The organism is Treponema sp. C6A8 (assembly GCF_000619925.1).
GTDB lineage: Bacteria > Spirochaetota > Spirochaetia > Treponematales > Treponemataceae > Treponema_D.
In genome coordinates this window covers 281,700-297,829 of the sequence record NZ_JHVB01000002.1, presented here as the reverse complement: position 1 = coordinate 297,829, position 16,130 = coordinate 281,700, and the positions used below count along the sequence as shown (strand labels likewise).

The 16,130-nt window shown below is 40.3% G+C and carries 12 protein-coding genes and 1 pseudogene; 10 read left to right on the top strand and 3 right to left on the bottom strand.

The window, feature by feature from the left end; genetic code table 11:
• A pseudogene (locus tag T530_RS0104940) lies at window positions 1–193 on the bottom strand (IS110 family transposase); the annotation flags it as partial.
• A gap of 209 nt (window positions 194–402) precedes the next feature.
• On the opposite strand from T530_RS0104940, the gene T530_RS13575 reads away from it, so the two are divergent.
• Together T530_RS13575 and T530_RS0104930 are read left to right on the top strand one after the other, a co-directional pair.
• On the top strand, window positions 403–675 hold the full coding sequence (locus T530_RS13575) for a nucleotidyltransferase family protein (RefSeq protein WP_197018244.1): 273 nt from the start codon (window positions 403–405) through the stop codon (window positions 673–675).
• A gap of 125 nt (window positions 676–800) precedes the next feature.
• The gene (locus T530_RS0104930) at window positions 801–1,778 is read left to right on the top strand and encodes a hypothetical protein (RefSeq protein ID WP_027728071.1); all 978 of its coding nucleotides are present in this window, start codon (window positions 801–803) and stop codon (window positions 1,776–1,778) included.
• Between the two features lie 39 nt (window positions 1,779–1,817).
• Here the strand turns inward: T530_RS0104930 and T530_RS0104925 are convergent, their stop codons facing one another.
• Window positions 1,818–2,849 carry a virulence RhuM family protein gene (locus T530_RS0104925; RefSeq protein ID WP_027728070.1) on the bottom strand — a complete coding sequence of 344 codons (1,032 nt, stop codon included), beginning with the start codon at window positions 2,847–2,849 and terminating at the stop codon, window positions 1,818–1,820.
• A 244-nt stretch (window positions 2,850–3,093) separates the two neighbouring features.
• Here T530_RS0104925 and glgX point away from each other — a divergent pair, with 244 nt between their 5' ends.
• The 5 genes from glgX to T530_RS0104900 all read left to right on the top strand — a co-directional run bounded on the left by glgX (window position 3,094) and on the right by T530_RS0104900 (window position 10,852).
• Entirely contained in the window at window positions 3,094–5,196 is a 2,103-nt protein-coding gene (gene glgX, locus T530_RS0104920; protein ID WP_027728069.1) for a glycogen debranching protein GlgX, read from the top strand.
• 44 nt (window positions 5,197–5,240) lie between these two features.
• Window positions 5,241–7,694, top strand: coding sequence for a glycogen/starch/alpha-glucan phosphorylase (locus T530_RS0104915; protein ID WP_027728068.1), 2,454 nt, complete (start codon window positions 5,241–5,243; stop codon window positions 7,692–7,694).
• 165 nt (window positions 7,695–7,859) lie between these two features.
• On the top strand, window positions 7,860–8,801 hold the full coding sequence (locus tag T530_RS13570; RefSeq protein ID WP_051537831.1) for a DUF3089 domain-containing protein: 942 nt from the start codon (window positions 7,860–7,862) through the stop codon (window positions 8,799–8,801).
• A gap of 68 nt (window positions 8,802–8,869) precedes the next feature.
• Window positions 8,870–10,225: an SLC13 family permease gene (locus tag T530_RS0104905; RefSeq protein ID WP_027728067.1), complete on the top strand. Its 1,356-nt coding sequence runs from the start codon at window positions 8,870–8,872 to the stop codon at window positions 10,223–10,225.
• Between the two features lie 18 nt (window positions 10,226–10,243).
• Complete coding sequence (locus tag T530_RS0104900) at window positions 10,244–10,852, top strand: AAA family ATPase (RefSeq protein WP_027728066.1); 609 nt, start codon at window positions 10,244–10,246, stop codon at window positions 10,850–10,852.
• A 167-nt stretch (window positions 10,853–11,019) separates the two neighbouring features.
• Here the strand turns inward: T530_RS0104900 and T530_RS0104895 are convergent, their stop codons facing one another.
• Complete coding sequence (locus tag T530_RS0104895; protein ID WP_027728065.1) at window positions 11,020–12,042, bottom strand: YafY family protein; 1,023 nt, start codon at window positions 12,040–12,042, stop codon at window positions 11,020–11,022.
• 262 nt (window positions 12,043–12,304) lie between these two features.
• Between T530_RS0104895 and T530_RS0104890 the strand changes: the two genes are divergently transcribed.
• The 3 genes from T530_RS0104890 (at window position 12,305) to T530_RS14655 (ending at window position 16,105) form a co-directional block, all read left to right on the top strand.
• Window positions 12,305–13,099 carry a TIGR02452 family protein gene (locus T530_RS0104890; RefSeq protein ID WP_027728064.1) on the top strand — a complete coding sequence of 265 codons (795 nt, stop codon included), beginning with the start codon at window positions 12,305–12,307 and terminating at the stop codon, window positions 13,097–13,099.
• 90 nt (window positions 13,100–13,189) lie between these two features.
• Window positions 13,190–15,589, top strand: a complete 2,400-nt coding sequence (locus T530_RS13565) for an AAA family ATPase (RefSeq protein WP_051537830.1) — start codon at window positions 13,190–13,192, stop codon at window positions 15,587–15,589.
• 51 nt (window positions 15,590–15,640) lie between these two features.
• On the top strand, window positions 15,641–16,105 hold the full coding sequence (locus tag T530_RS14655; protein ID WP_027728063.1) for a leucine-rich repeat domain-containing protein: 465 nt from the start codon (window positions 15,641–15,643) through the stop codon (window positions 16,103–16,105).
• Window positions 16,106–16,130 lie beyond the last annotated feature (25 nt).

Below are 16,130 nucleotides of genomic sequence, written 5' to 3'. Positions count from 1 at the left end.
CAGCTTCATAACCAACAAGGACCGGTTCTTCAGAGCCTGTCGTTTTTATAACGGATTTTATGTAATTGATTGCATTTTTTGAATCCGCTTCACTTTTATGTTCTGCGAAAAAACAGTCTTCTTCTTTTGAATAAGCGCAGTAAGAATAAGAACTCTTGTGGACATCAATTCCAATGTAAATTATACTATTCATGTAGTGTCTCCTTTTTGCATGAGGTAATGTCATGCTTTGTTTTGTTATAATTAAGAGTATTAGACTAAATCCTCGATTTTTGCAAACCTGTGAGGCACTACATATTGTTCTGTTGCGACATTTTACAGACGAAAAATCGGAATTTCAAGCAGATTTCACTTTTAATTTGCTTGTGTATTTTTTATATAATCCGTTGTATAATTATGTATATGAATGCGGCAAAATTTGCTATGGCAATAAAAATTCTCAAAAATGCAGGCTGTTCAGAAGTTTATCTTTTTGGTTCACAGTCTACTGGCCGTTCAAATAAAAATTCGGACGTGGATTTAGGTGTCCGCGGTTTGCCATCATCTTCTTTCTTTGGCATTCATTATGATTTAGAGCAGGCTTTACGAATGCCTGTTGATTTAGTTGATTTTGATTATCAAAAAGATTTTTTTGAACTTTTACAACGCGTCGGAGAGTTAAAGAAAATTGGATGAGATAACAAAAGAAAAGATAAAACTGGAAATCTCTAAAATTGATATCATATTTAAATTGTGTAAAATAATATTATAGCATGATATAATTATTTTTATGATGCAATGCATTATAAGAGAGATAAAAAATGAAAAAGATATTTTTTAGTTTATTCTTTGTTTTTGGATTATTTTCTTCTTTAGTTGGAAAAGAAGTTTCAGTAAAACAACTTGAAAACGGAAATTATTCTATTAAAGGAAAATATCGTACATATACCAGTGAGAATAAAAGATTTCTTGATATACTGAAATATAATCCTTTAGTCCTAAACTCTAAGTATGATTTTATTGCAACTATTGTTCCTAATTTTGTATTTGTTGAAGATGGCGATAAGGATGAGTATTATGACACTTTTGATACCGCAAACCTTCGTTATTATGTTTTTGATAAGGAACATAATGGTTTGATAGTTCAGAACGTGCTTTATACCAGAGTTAGACTTGATGACAGATATTGGTCTCGAACTGTAGATAAAATTTATTTTACAATGAATGAATGGAATAGTTTTGAAAAATTTCTTTATGAAATTTCAAAAAATGGAGTATTGCTAAATTCTGATGCAAAAGATTATATGAATAAAAATACTATTGCTTCAGTATGGGAATGGAAGCAAATTAATGAAAAGAAAGAGTTAGAGGAAGAAGCAAGACAGACAGAGATAAAAGCTCAACAGGAAAAACAGAGAATTGAAATTTTAAGGAAACAAAAAAGAAATTCATATTCAATAGAGGATCTTGCTGACTATATGACTCGTAAGCCTGATTCATTTTTACCGTTACCAGACACAGAATTTACAGTTCCTGGAGGTTCATTCGGGATTGAAGCTGAAAGTATTGATGGAAATGGAGTAGATTATCTTGTAAGTTATTCCGGAAACTATGGTCTTATATATATTTATGGAGAAAACTTAAAAACCATGTCTACTCAATTTGTTGATGGTATGGGTTTTAAAAATGGGATTACATTCCAAAATATGTATTTAACACTCAAATATACGGGAATGAGTGCTCCTGCAATTTCAAAATTTGGAAATAGAATAGAAGTCCCTGTTTTCATTGCACAATAATTGATTATTTTTTTTTGAGGGGAAGGGCTATCTTGCTTTTTATTTATTTTTTTCTAATGTAGCTTTTCCATCTTCCAGAAACTTATCAAAATCACTCTTATAAATTGGATCTTGGATTACTCGATATTTTTCAAATTCACTTTCAGCAAAGGCTTTTGCAATTTCGTGTGTTACCTTACCTTTATTCTGTAAGATTTCTGCATCATTGAATTTTAAGAAAGCATCGAGTTTTTCTGCCCAATCAGCCATTGTCATCGGAATATGGCGGCGTGCCTGACGATTTGCATAGTCCAAATACATTTCTACAATTTCATTCAATTCTTCCAGTTCTTGTTTATAGAGATAATTTTTCGCGATGGAAACATCTGCTTTTACGATTTTACCGTTTGGTGCATTTTTCCAGCCGGTCAAACCCATATTCGGTTTTGTGTGATTCGCTCTGTCTACAATAACTTCTGCAGCAGTATTTCCGTGAACAGCATAATGCATTTTATTTTGAACTGTTGAAAAAAAATCCTTCGTTGTCTTACTTTCGGGTGAATAATCATAAGCAGTTGCATATATGTCTGTAATTTTCTGATAGAATTTTCGTTCGCTTGCACGAATTTCCTGAATTTCAGAAACAAGATGATCAAAATAAGCTTCGTCAAAAATCTGACCATTTTCAAGGCGTTGCTTATCCAATACATAACCTTGCTTTGTAAAAGTCTCTAAAACACGAGTCGCCCACTGACGGAATTCAATTGCAGCCTGAGAGTTTACTTTGTAACCGACTGCAATTACGGCTTTCAGTCCATAAAATTTATAATTGTAAGTTTTTCCGTCATCGGCAGTTTGTGCAAAATTTGCACAAACTGAACTTTCTTCAACTTCTCTATCTTCAAAAACTGTTTTTAAATGTTTAGTAATAACAGTTCGATCAACTCCAAATAGTTTTGCTATTGAAGCCTGCGTTAACCATACATCATTGTCCTGAACACGAACTTCAATGGTTTCTTCTCCAGATTGGCGTGTAAATGTTAGAAAGTCTATTGTGCTGTTTCGAATTTGCAGAGTTTTTGAGTCTGACATTTTTTATTCCTCTATTATCAAAATTTTATTATACAATAGATTCATGAATTGGTAAGGAGGCTTAGTAAAATTTAAGGGGCACAAGGCCCGAGCATGGAGCACCTGGCCGGAAGGGCAGTTCCGAAGGAATGAGCCGGCAGGCGAAGTGCGAAACGCGAGTAGGTGTTTGGGCTGGCCCCAAATTTTCCTTAATATATGTAAAATTTGTGGAAAATCCACCTTTTCTGTGTTAAAATCTTCCAATATGACTGAAGTAAAATTTCAGAATGGTGCTCCTTTGGGGCTTGGGGCTGTGATTGTTGAGGGCGGTGTTAATTTCAGCGTCTACAGCAAGTCGGCAACGGGCGTGGAGTTGTGTTTATTTGATTGTGAAGCTGCCGAAAAGCCATCTGTAAAAATTGAACTTGATCCTGTAAAGAACCGTACAGGAAATATCTGGCATATCATGGTTCAGGGACTTGGCGCGGGGGCGATGTATCTTTATAAAGTTACGGGGCCTTATGTGCCGCCTTCCGGTCTCCGCTTTAATCCTCAAAAATATCTCTTTGACCCTTATGCAAAGGCCTTTACCCGCGGTTCGGTTTTCCGTTCCTACAATAAACTGCGCCGTTCCGGTATGGATTCGGGCGAGCTTTCTGACCTTTCAGATTTTCCAAAGTGTGTTGTAATTGATGACAAGGCCTTTGACTGGGAGGGGGATAAGCCTCTTAATCTTCCTATGTATAAATCGGTGATTTATGAAACTCACCTCAAGGGCTTTACGGCTTCTCCTTCTTCTGATGTTGATAATCCGGGAAGCTACAAGGGCTTTACCCAGAAGCTTGATTACCTTAAAAAGCTTGGAATTACGGCGGTTGAACTGCTTCCAATTTTTGAATTTGATGAAAATGAAAATGCAAATATAAATCCTCGTACTGGCGAGCATCTGGTAAATTACTGGGGCTACAGCACGATTGGATTTTTTGCGCCAAAGACGACTTATGCTGCCGACCAGACTCCGGGTGGGGCTGTGCGTGAGTTTAAGCAGATGGTCAAGGAGCTTCATCGGGCCGGAATCGAAGTGATTCTGGATGTTGTTTACAATCACACTGCCGAAGGAAACGAGCACGGCTATACTTTCTGTTACCGCGGACTTCAGAACGACGTTTATTATTCGCTGCCATTTGGTGAAAAGCAGTATTATATGAACTTTTCGGGCTGCGGAAATGCAATGAACTGCAATCATCCGGTTGTAATTGATTTTATTCTTTCCAGCCTGCGCTACTGGGTTCTGGAAATGCACGTTGACGGCTTCCGTTTTGATTTAGCTTCTATATTAACGCGGGGTCAGAATGCGGCTCCTATGGAACTGCCTCCGCTTACAAACGCTATTCATGAAGACCCGATTTTGTGCAATACAAAGATTATCGCTGAGCCTTGGGATGCGGCTGGCCTTTATCAGCTGGGCGGCTTCCCCGGAGGTCCCCGCTGGGCTGAATGGAACGGCCGTTACCGCGACGATATCCGCCGCTTTATACGTGGGGATGAAAATATCGCGACTGCCGCTGCAACCCGAATTGCCGGCAGTTCAGACCTCTTTAATCATGACGGCCGAAATCCACAGTGTTCAATAAACTTTATTACGGCTCACGACGGCTTTACCCTCAATGATCTTGTAAGCTACAACACAAAGCACAATGATGATAACGGTGAATGCGGTCGTGACGGTACTGATGATAATTTGAGCTATAACAACGGTTATGAAGGCGAGTGCACAAATCCTAAGATTGAAAAGGCCCGCCTTAACTCCATTAAAAATTATCTGCTTTATCTTTTTATTTCCCAGGGCGTTCCTATGCTGCTTGCCGGTGATGAATTCCGCCGCACTCAGCATGGAAATAATAATGCCTACTGTCAGGATAATGAAATCGGCTGGATTGACTGGTCGCTGGAAAAGAAGAATCAGGGACTTGTCAGATACGTGTCTAATCTGATATGTTTAAGGCTAAACCATCATGTATTCAGAAACCGTCATTTCTTTGGTGAAGGTCAGGGCTCCGGCTCTAATATCACCTGGTACAATGAAGTGGCAAAAAATCCGGACTGGAGCAAGATGAACCGCTTCTTAGGCTTTAAGATTTCGGCAAATGATGGTACGGATGATTTTTATCTGGCTACAAACAAGGATTTGTACGACCTTACAGTAACACTACCGGCTTTAGGCGGCGGTAAAAAGTGGTATCGGGTGGTGGATACCTCTTACGACAGCCCTGAAGATATATTAGAAGCAGAAAATGCAGAGCTTTTGAACGAACAGCGCAGATATGTATTGTTCGCCGGTTGCTCGGTTTTGCTGATGGGAAAATGATTCCCGAAAATTAAGCCAAGTTCTAAAAATTTGGAGGAAGAATTATGGTATTTAATGCTGAAGAGTTTAAGGAGAATTTGTCAGCACGTTTGCGCCGTCAGTACGGTAAGGACATTTCACAGGCAAACAAGCACGATTTGTTTGATGCAGTTTCAGCCAGTGCTCTTGAATTGATTATGCCTAACTGGATGGCAACCCGCGCAGAGTACGAGAAAAAGCCTACAAAGCAGCTTTATTATCTTTCTGCAGAGTTTTTGATGGGTCGTGCCTTGAGCAACAACCTTATGAACGCTCAGATTAAGGATGCTGTAAAAGATGTTTTAAAATCTATGAACATTGATTACAACATGGTTGAGGATGAAGAGCCGGATGCAGCCCTTGGAAACGGTGGTCTTGGCCGTCTTGCAGCCTGCTTCCTTGATTCTATTGCAACTCTTGATTATCCGGGACACGGATACGGAATCCGCTACGAATACGGTATGTTCGAGCAGAAGATTGAAGACGGATATCAGGTTGAATATCCAGACAACTGGCTTATTCACCGCGACCCTTGGGAAATCAAACGTTCAGACCTTTCTGTTACTGTAAGATTCGGCGGAAACATCGCTTACGGAAAAACTCCGGACGGAAAACCTCGCTTCTACATCGAAAATGCAGAGGAAGTTACAGCCGTTCCTTACGATATGCCAATCATTGGTTACAACACAAACACTGTAAACACTCTCCGCCTCTGGTCAGCAAAATCACCAAACGGATTTGATTTGCAGCTTTTCAATAATATGGATTACAACCGTGCCGTTGAGCGCCAGAACAGCGCAGAAAACATCAGCCGCGTTCTCTATCCTAACGATTCGGGTCCTTCTGGAAAGGCTCTCCGCCTCAAGCAGCAGTATTTCTTCTCTTCTGCTTCTTTGCAGGATCTGGTTCGCCACTATGTTGCTGACTACGGTACAGACTTCTCTAAATTTGCAAGCCTGCACGTAATTCAGCTCAACGATACACACCCTGTAGTTGCTATTCCTGAACTTATGCGCATCCTCCTTGATGAATACAATGTAAGCTGGGAAGAAGCATGGGATGTTGTAACTCACACATTTGCTTATACAAACCACACTATCCTTGCAGAAGCTTTGGAAAAGTGGCCAATCGATATTTTCCAGGGACTTCTCCCACGTATCTATCAGATTGTTGAAGAAATTAACCGCCGTCTCGTTGTAGATTTGCGCGCTAAATATCCTGATGATTATGAAAAACAGCAGCACATGTCTATTATCCACAATGACAAGGTTTACATGGCATGGCTTGCAATTCATGCCTGCTTCAGCGTAAACGGTGTTGCTGAGCTCCATACAGAGCTTTTGAAAACTGCCGAGCTTAAAGACTGGTATGCTTTGTATCCAGAAAAATTCAACAACAAAACTAACGGTATTACACAGCGCCGCTGGCTTTTGAATGCAAACCCTAAGCTTGCAAAATTCATCACAGACCGCATTGGTCACGGATGGGAAAAAGACCTTACTTTGCTTAAAGGTTTGGAAAAATTCCTTGATGATGATGCTTCACTCGACGAACTTACAAAAATCAAGCAGGAAAACAAACAGGCTCTTGCTGATTACCTCAAGCACACACAGAATGAATTCCTTGATCCTGATTCAATCTTTGATGTTCAGGTTAAACGTCTTCACGAGTACAAGCGTCAGCTTTTGAACATTTTGAACGTAATGTACTTGTACAACCGCATTGTAGAAGATCCTTCTTACAACCCTCCGGCTCGTACATTCATTTTTGGTGCAAAATCAGCTTCTGGTTACCGCCGTGCAAAAGCAATCATCAAATTGATTAACACTGTTGCTGAGCGCGTAAACAATGACCGCCGCGTTCGTGGTAAGATTCGTGTTGTATTCGTAGAAAACTACCGCGTTTCTGTTGCAGAAAAGATTTTCCCTGCAGCTGATGTTTCTGAACAGATTTCTACTGCCGGACTTGAAGCTTCGGGAACTTCAAACATGAAGTTTATGGCTAACGGTGCTTTGACACTGGGAACTATGGACGGTGCCAACATCGAAATCTTCGAAGAAGCTGGAAAAGAAAACGGCTTTGTATTCGGTCTTTTGACAGAAGAAATCAAGAAGATGGAAGCTGAACACTCTTACCGACCTCAGGAATGTCTGGAGCGCAATCCTGGTCTTGCCAAGGTTGTTGAGCAGCTGGTAGACGGCACTTATGATCCAACTCATCAGCTTTTCAAAGAGCTTCATGATTCTCTGGTTTACGGTGTTGAAGGTCAGCGTCCTGACGTTTACTACGTTCTTGCAGACTTTGATTCTTATACAAAGACCCGCGAAAAGATTGCAGAAGTTTATGCTGACAAACGCGGCTGGGCCCGCATGGCTCTTAAGAACATCGCAAACTGCGGTAAGTTCTCTTCTGACCGCACAATCGAAGATTACGTAAGAGACATCTGGCACCTTAAAAAGGTCGTTGTGAAGGGAAAGTAATTTGCCTCAGTGGCGGGATGAGCCTGCCGCAAAAATAAAATTACATACAAAAAAGCCTTTGTGGGACGTAGGCGGGAAGTAAGGGGGGGACCTGTGAGGGGGTGATACCTTACTTCCCGCCGTAAACTGGGACCAGCAAAGGCTTTTTTTTATTAGGAGGAAGTTATGAAAAAAAACAGAAAATTTACTTTTCTATTTGTCTTTTTTCTTTTAGGAATGCTTGCCTGGGGCAAAGACTTTATTCCTGCTGCCCCGGACTACACAGATTCTACTTTCTGGTACACTCAGGATGATGACCCGGACGGTACCGGCGCTGATGTTTTTTACATCGTTTCAACCTGGGAGCTTGACTGGCAGACTTCTGACGGGAAAATCTGCCATTATGCTGATGTTTATAATCCTGACCACAGGGCTCACATGGCTATTGAAATTGGCGGCGTATGCCAGTATATGGGACCTGGAAACCGTTTTTATTCTCCTTACTATCGCCACATTACGATTGATGGTTGGGTTACTCAGGACGAAAAACTGATAAATAAACGAGCCCGCCTTGCAATGAAGGATGTCTGTGATGCCTTTGACTGCTTTTTGAAAACCCGTGATGAGAGCCGGCCTTTGATTATCGTAGGCTTCAGTCAGGGGGGAATGGCTGTTGTTGAACTTCTTAAGCACATGAGCGATGAAACTTACAGCCAGCTTGCTGCTGCTTATGTAATGGGCTATAAGGTAACGGAAAAGGATTTGAAAACCTGTAAGCATATTAAGCCTGCTCAGGGTGAAGATGATGTTGGAGTTACAATCTGCTATAACACGACAAAAGGTGTACAGTATGTAATTCCATGCCTTACTGCTTCTGATATTGGAATTAATCCGGTTAACTGGCGCACTGATGACACTCCGGCTACTTTGAACGGAAATATTACTGTGGTTTTGTCGCCGGAATATCATGTGCTGGTTCTTTCCGGCTATGACGGGGCTGAATACAAGCCTTTCCGCAATTTTATTAACGTGGGCGATATTCACAGCTGCGAGCCCTGGCTTTATAAGGACTGCATTAAAAAGAATATCCTGGTAAGAAGTTCTGAATGGCGTAAGAAAGAACAATAAACAGGTTGCAATCTTTGCCCTTTGGTGATAAATTTTTGCAAATCTTACAAATATTATAGAGGGAAGTTATGTTGTTAGCACAGATTCTGGCAACTTTGATTTTTCTGCTGATGTTTTTTCTGGTAATTACGGAAGTTGTTGAACGTCAGTGGGTTACACTTGGCTGCGCGGCTCTGACTATGCTCCTGGTTTTTGGACTGGGCTTGCATTCATGGGACGCCGTAATGGAAACTCTGAACGTAAAGAATATTTTTACGCTGGGCTTCTGGTATGCTGCGGGCGAACATTCTGAAAGTTCGAGCGGTATTAACTGGGCGACTATCATTTTTATTGGCGGAATGATGGTTATGGTTGAAGGTATGGCCCGCGTGGGATTTTTCCGCTGGCTCTGTATGCTGCTTGCAAAAAGCGTAAAGTACAAGGTCCTTCCGATTTTTGTGACTTTTATGCTCATGTCCTTTGTACTTGCAATGTTCATCGATTCTATCACTGTAATTCTCTTCCTGGCTGCCGTTACTGTTGAGCTCAGTCAGCTTTTGAAATTTAATCCGGTGCCTATGACCCTTGCAGAGGTTTTCTGCGCTAACTTAGGTGGTTCGGCTACTATGTGCGGTGATCCTCCTAACATTATCATTGGTACTTCCCTTGGTTATTCATTTACAGACTTCATTATGAATACTGGCGCTATTGCCGCAATCGCTTTGGGCTTTACTCTGATTTACTTCTACTTTATGTGTAAAAAAGAGCTTTCTAAGAGCGGTCATGGAATTGATACTTCAAAATTCCCGACTCCAACTTCGGCAATTACTGATAAGGGCGGTTTCGGAATCAGCTGCGGTATTTTTGGTCTTGCAGTTGTGCTTCTGGTAACTCACGCTACTACAGGCCTTACTGTTGCTACAATCGGTCTTGGAATTGCAATTATCACTTTGATTACTTCTTTCCGCCATATTCCGGAAATTATGAAGCACGTTGATTATAAGACAATTTTGTTCTTTATCGGACTCTTTGTTGTAGTCGGCGGACTTGAGCAGACTGGTATTCTTGTATTAATTGCAGGTTTTATTAGCAAAATTTCAAATGGTAACGTATACTTAATGATAGCGATTATTATTTGGGTTTCGGCAATTGCCAGCGCATTTATCGACAATATTCCATTTGCGGCTACTATGATTCCTGTCATTCAGTCGCTTGCAGGTTCTACCGGCGTTTCTCTGGAAACAATGTCTTGGGCACTTTCTATGGGAACTGATATCGGTGGAAGCGCAACTCCAATCGGGGCTAGTGCTAACGTTGTAGGTACATCTGTTGTTGCTAAGGCCGGTCATCCGGTTGGATGGGGAAAATACTGCAAGATGTGTGTTCCTGCCACTGTGATTGTAATGATAATCAGCACTGTATTTATTTTTGTTCGCTATTTGTAATCGAGCGGGAGTTGCTGTATGGATAAACAGATAATCATTTCTATTGGTCGTGAATACGGAAGCGCAGGTCATGAAATCGGCCGTAAACTGGCTGCAAAACTGGAAATTCCATTTTACGACAGAAACCTTCTGGACGAATTTGCTGATCAGAAGGATGTTGATGCTGATCTTCTTGCAAAATATGATGAAAAACCACGCCGTTTCTTTTTCAGCAGAACTGTTTCGGTTCGCGGGCAGTCAATTAACAATTCTCCTGCCCAGAGCGTAGCTGACATTCAGTTTGCCCTGATTAAGGGTAAGGCTTTTGATGATGATTCTTTTGTAATCTGCGGACGCTGTGCTGATGATATTCTTAAGGATTTTCCGGCTCATTTTTCCGTTTTCATTACTGCTGATTATGATGCTAAAGTAAAGCGCGTAATGGAAAAGCGCAATATGAGCGAAAAAGAGGCAAAGAAAACTATCGAAAAGCATGATAAAACCCGACGTGCTTATCACGACTATTTTGCAAAAACAAAGTGGGGAGTCGCTTCTTCCTACGATTTGTGCGTAAACTCCACTGTGCTGGGAATTGACGGCACGGTAGATATGCTTGTGGACTTCGTAAAACACTTTTTAGAGAAATAAAAAACTTCCTTGCCCTTTGACAAAAAGTTTGAACCTCGTGGAGTTTCAGAGTGAAACTGCACGAGGTTCAATTTGAAACTGCACGGGGTTCAGCATGAACCTGCACCAGGTTCAGAATTTTCACCAAAGACTTTGGGACTTTTCTACATTCGGAAAGGATGTTTTTCTTAAAGATTTATATCATTTACCCTATTTCGCTTTGCCAGCCAGTCATCTACCAGTTCCTTAGGTGCAATTGGCCATGCTTCGTCGGCCCATTTCCAGACCCAGCGCTGAACACATATAAGCTGGTTTGTCCTGAAGCTCAGGATAATTCCATCACCCTCTGGACCGGGATTCTTTTTATCTTCTACGATAGTTTGATTGTCACCCCAGACCTTATCCTGTGCGTAGCGGGCAGCGTAGCCGTGCAGGTGAATTTTATAATCAAGATATTTATCATCGCACATGCAGCCAAAGGATCCTCGGGTCATTTTTCTGAAATCATAATCATCAGGCAAACTAAAAATTTCTTTAGTTAGTTTTAGCTCTTTGATTTTTTCTAAAGAGTATCTGCGAGGTGAGTGTTTTAGAATATCCAGTCCATGAAGAATCCAATTGCCGTCATCAAATATCAACTGCCATGGCTGTACATGTCTGTATTTTGATTTATTATCTGCATTGGAAATATACATAAACTCAATAACTCTGTTTTCGTTTATAGCTTGTTCTATGATTCTCCATGTCTCTGCCGGGATTTCTTTGCTCGGCGCTCCAACAAATATTATCCGGTCATTATCAGCTTTTTTATTTATTCTAATATTTTGTACAGACAAACTTTGACTTTCGATAGCAAGAGATTCAAAAAATTCCTGAGCCTCTTTGTACATTGGATTGTCCTTTACCATATCCATAAGAGTTTTAATTAGTTTTGCGGCTTTTGCAGCATTTTCATCTGTGTAAAACCGGGGAAGACGATATTTGGGATCAGTGTAAAAATATCCGTTGTTTTCAAAATCCGTGTCGATAGGTGCGTTATATTTTTTTACAAGGTCTTCTATGTCGCGAAAAAAAGATGATTTGCTTGTTTTAATATTATACTTATTCTTAAGTACGATAATAATTTCATTCCATTTAAGTTTTTCTCCGGATGCAATTATCTCGTCAATCGCCTGATATCTTTTTGCTTTTTCTGTAAAGTCAACGGTCATTCTTATCTCTCATATATTTCAATATATATAATTTATATTCCCGAAATTTGGGAATGGTGTCGTGATATTATTATATAGTAGCAGAATGAAATGTCAACTTTTGATTTCTTTTCACAAAGTTGGGAACATTTTGTCTATATTATATAACGTAAAATCCATGTTCTTTGACATTACTAGGGAAGGTTACAAAAAATAAAATCAATTAAAAAGTTTGCCATCAGCTACAGGCTGGTGGTTTTAGTATGATATTCTGGAGGTATATATGCGTGATTTTTTGGTGGAAGTTTTTAAGGATACAAAGAAATTATATTCAACTGATGAAGCTTTAAAAGCATCTGTTGAGTTCACAAAGGCGAATCAAAAGCTGTATTTAGAGAAAGATGCTGTTGATATTTCTGAAATAAAACCTGGCTTTGAAACAAAAATTGTTGTGAGTAAAAAGCGAAGTCTTCAGGCGGCAGAAGCATACAAGAACGACACAGTGGGTGTCTTGAATTTTGCAAACAGTTTTGAGCCTGGTGGAGGTGTTATTTATGGTGCTAGAGCTCAGGAAGAAAGTCTTTGCCGTCTGTCCACTCTGTACGCCGCCCTTTCAACTGATGAAATGCGAGAGGATTTTTACGATAAGCACATAGATGATGACGACCCGCTTGCAACCGACGATGTAATTTATAGCCCGGGCGTTACAGTTTTCAAAAGCGATGATTCAGAAATGAAGCTCCGTGATAAAAGCAAGTGGTTCAATGTTAATGTTCTAACCTGCGCTGCTCCAGATTTATACGATGCAGATATTTCAGACGATGAGCTTTTTGCTTTGCATGTAAAGCGCTGGCGAAGGTTTGTTTCAGTTGCGTTGAAAAACGGCTGCACAACGCTGATTTTAGGAGCTTTCGGTTGCGGGGCATTCAAAAATAATCCTGAAGTTGTAGCAAAGGCGGCCAAGAAAATCGTGAACGAGTTCAACGGCTATTTCAAGTGTATTGAATTTGCGGTTGCCTGCAAAGACGACTGGACTAACTTTGAGGCCTTTAACAAAGAGTTAGGTTTACGCGGCTGATTAAAAAATTCCTCAAAAATGAGCATTATTTTCACATTGAGAGGACCAAATTGTCTATTACATATATATCACATTTTTTTGGAGGATTGTATGAGAAGAAGTGGATTGAGATCAATTAGAAATCAACAGAAAACAAAAAACTTAAAGGATGCATCCATAGAGGACTGCAGAGTTTTTGCTTATTATCTTTATGAACTCTGCAGTTACAGGCTGGATAATTATCCGGATGCAGAAGATGATGATTGTTTCATTTATTCACTGTTCAGTTTCTTTGAAGCGCTTGCCAGAAAAATGGGTAAGGAAAAAGTCGTATTAAATTATCTTTCAAAAATAATTCTCCAGTATCGAAATAACAAGGTACTTACAGAACTGCCTGAGAATACCGCTACAAATAGCGATTTGCTCTTTTTTGATAATACCGATATTCCGTATTCTTATGAGGAAGATAAAAAGATTGACCGTATGCGTACATGCACTGGTGACAGACTGACTTTTATAGAAATCAATTTACGACGAATTCATTATGTTTCTGATTCTACCGAATTTCTGCTGAGCCTTATTGCAAATTTTCTCATAAATAAAACTCCTTCCCAGGAAGCTTGTCTGCTTGAAAAAATTCCTTTGCATCTCAAAAGAAGTCTTAATTCAACTGGAAAATTCGAGTTCGTGAAAAAAGCAGTTGGACTTACAGACGAAGAAATCAGCTTTCTTCAGTGCTGCTACATATGCTCTACAAACAAAAGACTTAGTAATTTAATGGAAACATTTCCAGAATCCTGTCAGCAGGAAATAAAGGCAAGAATCCTCGGTTTTTCTGAAAGACAGATTTCGGCACTTATACGTCAGGACTCAAAGCTTCGTCTTTACGGTTTTATTGCTGAGGATGGCAAAATAGAAGATGATTTTTTTGATTGTGTAGAAGCCGGTTCAATGCAGCCTTTCTTTTTCGATCTTCTTAAAAAGGTAGACTGCAAATCGTGCTACAATCTTGAAAGCTTTAATGTGCCTGACAATACAAAGAATCTGATGAGCCGCATGCTTAAAAGTAAGGAAAGTGTATCATTCCTTTTGTACGGAAAACCAGGCAGCGGAAAAACTGAGTTTGCAAAAGCACTGGCAAAGCAGAGCGGCCTTAAAACTTATATTTTTAAGAATATCCGTGAGGTTTCCAGAGAGCGTGAGTTTACATCAAATATTTACTCGCGTCTTAATTGTCTCCTTTCTATGAGCTCCAGCGACTCTATTTATATTATTGATGAGGCAGATACTATTTTAAACACCTGCGATTCAACCTTTTTTGGAATGAGACAGCCTTCAAAAATAAAAGGCACCATAAATTCCATGCTTGAGCAGAGCCGTAACAAAATCATCTGGATTGTAAATTTTACTTCTCAGATTGATGAAAGCACTCTTCGCCGTTTTACCTATTCATATAAGTTTGATTCAATGCCAAGAAGCCAGCTTAGAAGCATTACAGAAACTAAGCTTAAGCCACTTGCTTTGCCTTGCGGGCTTAATAATCAGATTCTTGATTTGATGGAGCAGTATAAGGTTACAGGTGCTTCTGTTGATAATGTAATCAAGACAATTAAAAGTCTTGGTGAAGAGAACTGTAACCGCGACGGCTTAAGTGACGGAAGTGCTCTGGCCGCAGCTTCTCTTGTGCAGGACGTAAAATCTGTGCTCAAGGAAAATGCACTTTTAATTAACGGCAAGTCACGTATGCGCGAAACTGTTTCGGGTAATTATGATTTAAGTGTTCTGAATGTTTCTATGGATCCGGGGCAAATTGTTCGTATGATTCAGAATGCAACTGATTTTGCAGAAAAGTCTGGTGGAGCTGGCGATGCGAAGAACGGAATCCGCATGCTGTTTTACGGAGTAAGTGGAACAGGTAAAACAGAGTTTGCACGCTACATTGCGCAGTCGCTTGGAAAGCCGATTCTCTTAAAACGTGCCAGCGATATTTTGAGTAAATATGTTGGCGAAAGCGAGCAGAATATCCGCGATGCTTTTGATGAGGCGGCCAGAACAGACAGTATTCTTTTGTTTGATGAAGCCGACAGTTTTTTTGCGAGCCGCGAAAATGCTCAATACAACTGGGAGCGTACTCAGGTAAACGAGTTCCTTACTCAAATGGAAGAGTTTCCTGGCATTTTAATTTGTACCACAAACCTTAAGCAGATAATGGATTCTGCTATGAACCGCCGCTTCCATATCATTACAGAATTCAAACCGCTTGTTGAGGATGGTATCAGAACTCTGCTTGACCGTTATTTTAGCGGAATGACCTTTGAAGATTCACAGATTCGCCGCCTTATCGCTATGAACTCGGTGACACCTGGAGACTTCGGAGTACTTGCCAGCCGGGTTCGTTTTATGGATTCAGATGAACGCACGCCGGACTACATCATCAATGAGCTCTGTAAAATCCAGGAAGAAAAGCAGAACGAGGGCGCTGGCAGAAGAATTGGTTTTGGAGCGGCGTAAATATCGATGGAAGGTTATGATTATAAAAAATAACAAGTCAGGAGGTTTTAAATGACAAACGAAAATGAAACTTTATTAATAGAAGATGGTGTAATTGTAAAGTGCATCGACAGTTATGCAAGGAACGTTGTAATACCCGATGGCGTTACAGAAATCGGCTTCTATTCTTTCACTTGCTGTGAATGCCTTTCAACAGTAGAAATTCCAAAGGGGGTTATTGAAATCAGCGCTGGGGCATTCTCTGGCTGCGAATCGCTTTCGTCGGTGGTAATTCCAGAAGGCGTTGTGTATATCGGTTTATGGGCATTTCAACACTGCGAATCACTTTCAACACTTGTACTTCCAGCGAGCATTAAGGCAATCAGTGGGGAGGCGTTCGATTGGTGCGACTCGCTTGAAAAAGTTGAGTTCGGCGGCACAATGGCTCAATGGGAAGCTGTGCAAAAGGACAGTTATTGGATCGGAGTTGTTCCTGCAAAGGTTGTGAAATGTTCTGACGGAGAGGTTGCTCTTTAGGGCAAAGAATATGCCATTCCCTAAA

Excerpts from the sequence above, each read along its gene's own strand:
- T530_RS13575 (WP_197018244.1), top strand. The coding sequence starts at position 403 with ATGAATGCGGCAAAATTTGCTATGGCAATAAAAATTCTCAAAAATGCA.
- T530_RS0104930 (WP_027728071.1), top strand. The coding sequence starts at position 801 with ATGAAAAAGATATTTTTTAGTTTATTCTTTGTTTTTGGATTATTTTCT.
- T530_RS0104925 (WP_027728070.1), bottom strand. The coding sequence starts at position 2,849 with ATGTCAGACTCAAAAACTCTGCAAATTCGAAACAGCACAATAGACTTT.
- glgX (WP_027728069.1), top strand. The coding sequence starts at position 3,094 with ATGACTGAAGTAAAATTTCAGAATGGTGCTCCTTTGGGGCTTGGGGCT.
- T530_RS0104915 (WP_027728068.1), top strand. The coding sequence starts at position 5,241 with ATGGTATTTAATGCTGAAGAGTTTAAGGAGAATTTGTCAGCACGTTTG.
- T530_RS13570 (WP_051537831.1), top strand. The coding sequence starts at position 7,860 with ATGAAAAAAAACAGAAAATTTACTTTTCTATTTGTCTTTTTTCTTTTA.
- T530_RS0104905 (WP_027728067.1), top strand. The coding sequence starts at position 8,870 with ATGTTGTTAGCACAGATTCTGGCAACTTTGATTTTTCTGCTGATGTTT.
- T530_RS0104900 (WP_027728066.1), top strand. The coding sequence starts at position 10,244 with ATGGATAAACAGATAATCATTTCTATTGGTCGTGAATACGGAAGCGCA.
- T530_RS0104895 (WP_027728065.1), bottom strand. The coding sequence starts at position 12,042 with ATGACCGTTGACTTTACAGAAAAAGCAAAAAGATATCAGGCGATTGAC.
- T530_RS0104890 (WP_027728064.1), top strand. The coding sequence starts at position 12,305 with ATGCGTGATTTTTTGGTGGAAGTTTTTAAGGATACAAAGAAATTATAT.
- T530_RS13565 (WP_051537830.1), top strand. The coding sequence starts at position 13,190 with ATGAGAAGAAGTGGATTGAGATCAATTAGAAATCAACAGAAAACAAAA.
- T530_RS14655 (WP_027728063.1), top strand. The coding sequence starts at position 15,641 with ATGACAAACGAAAATGAAACTTTATTAATAGAAGATGGTGTAATTGTA.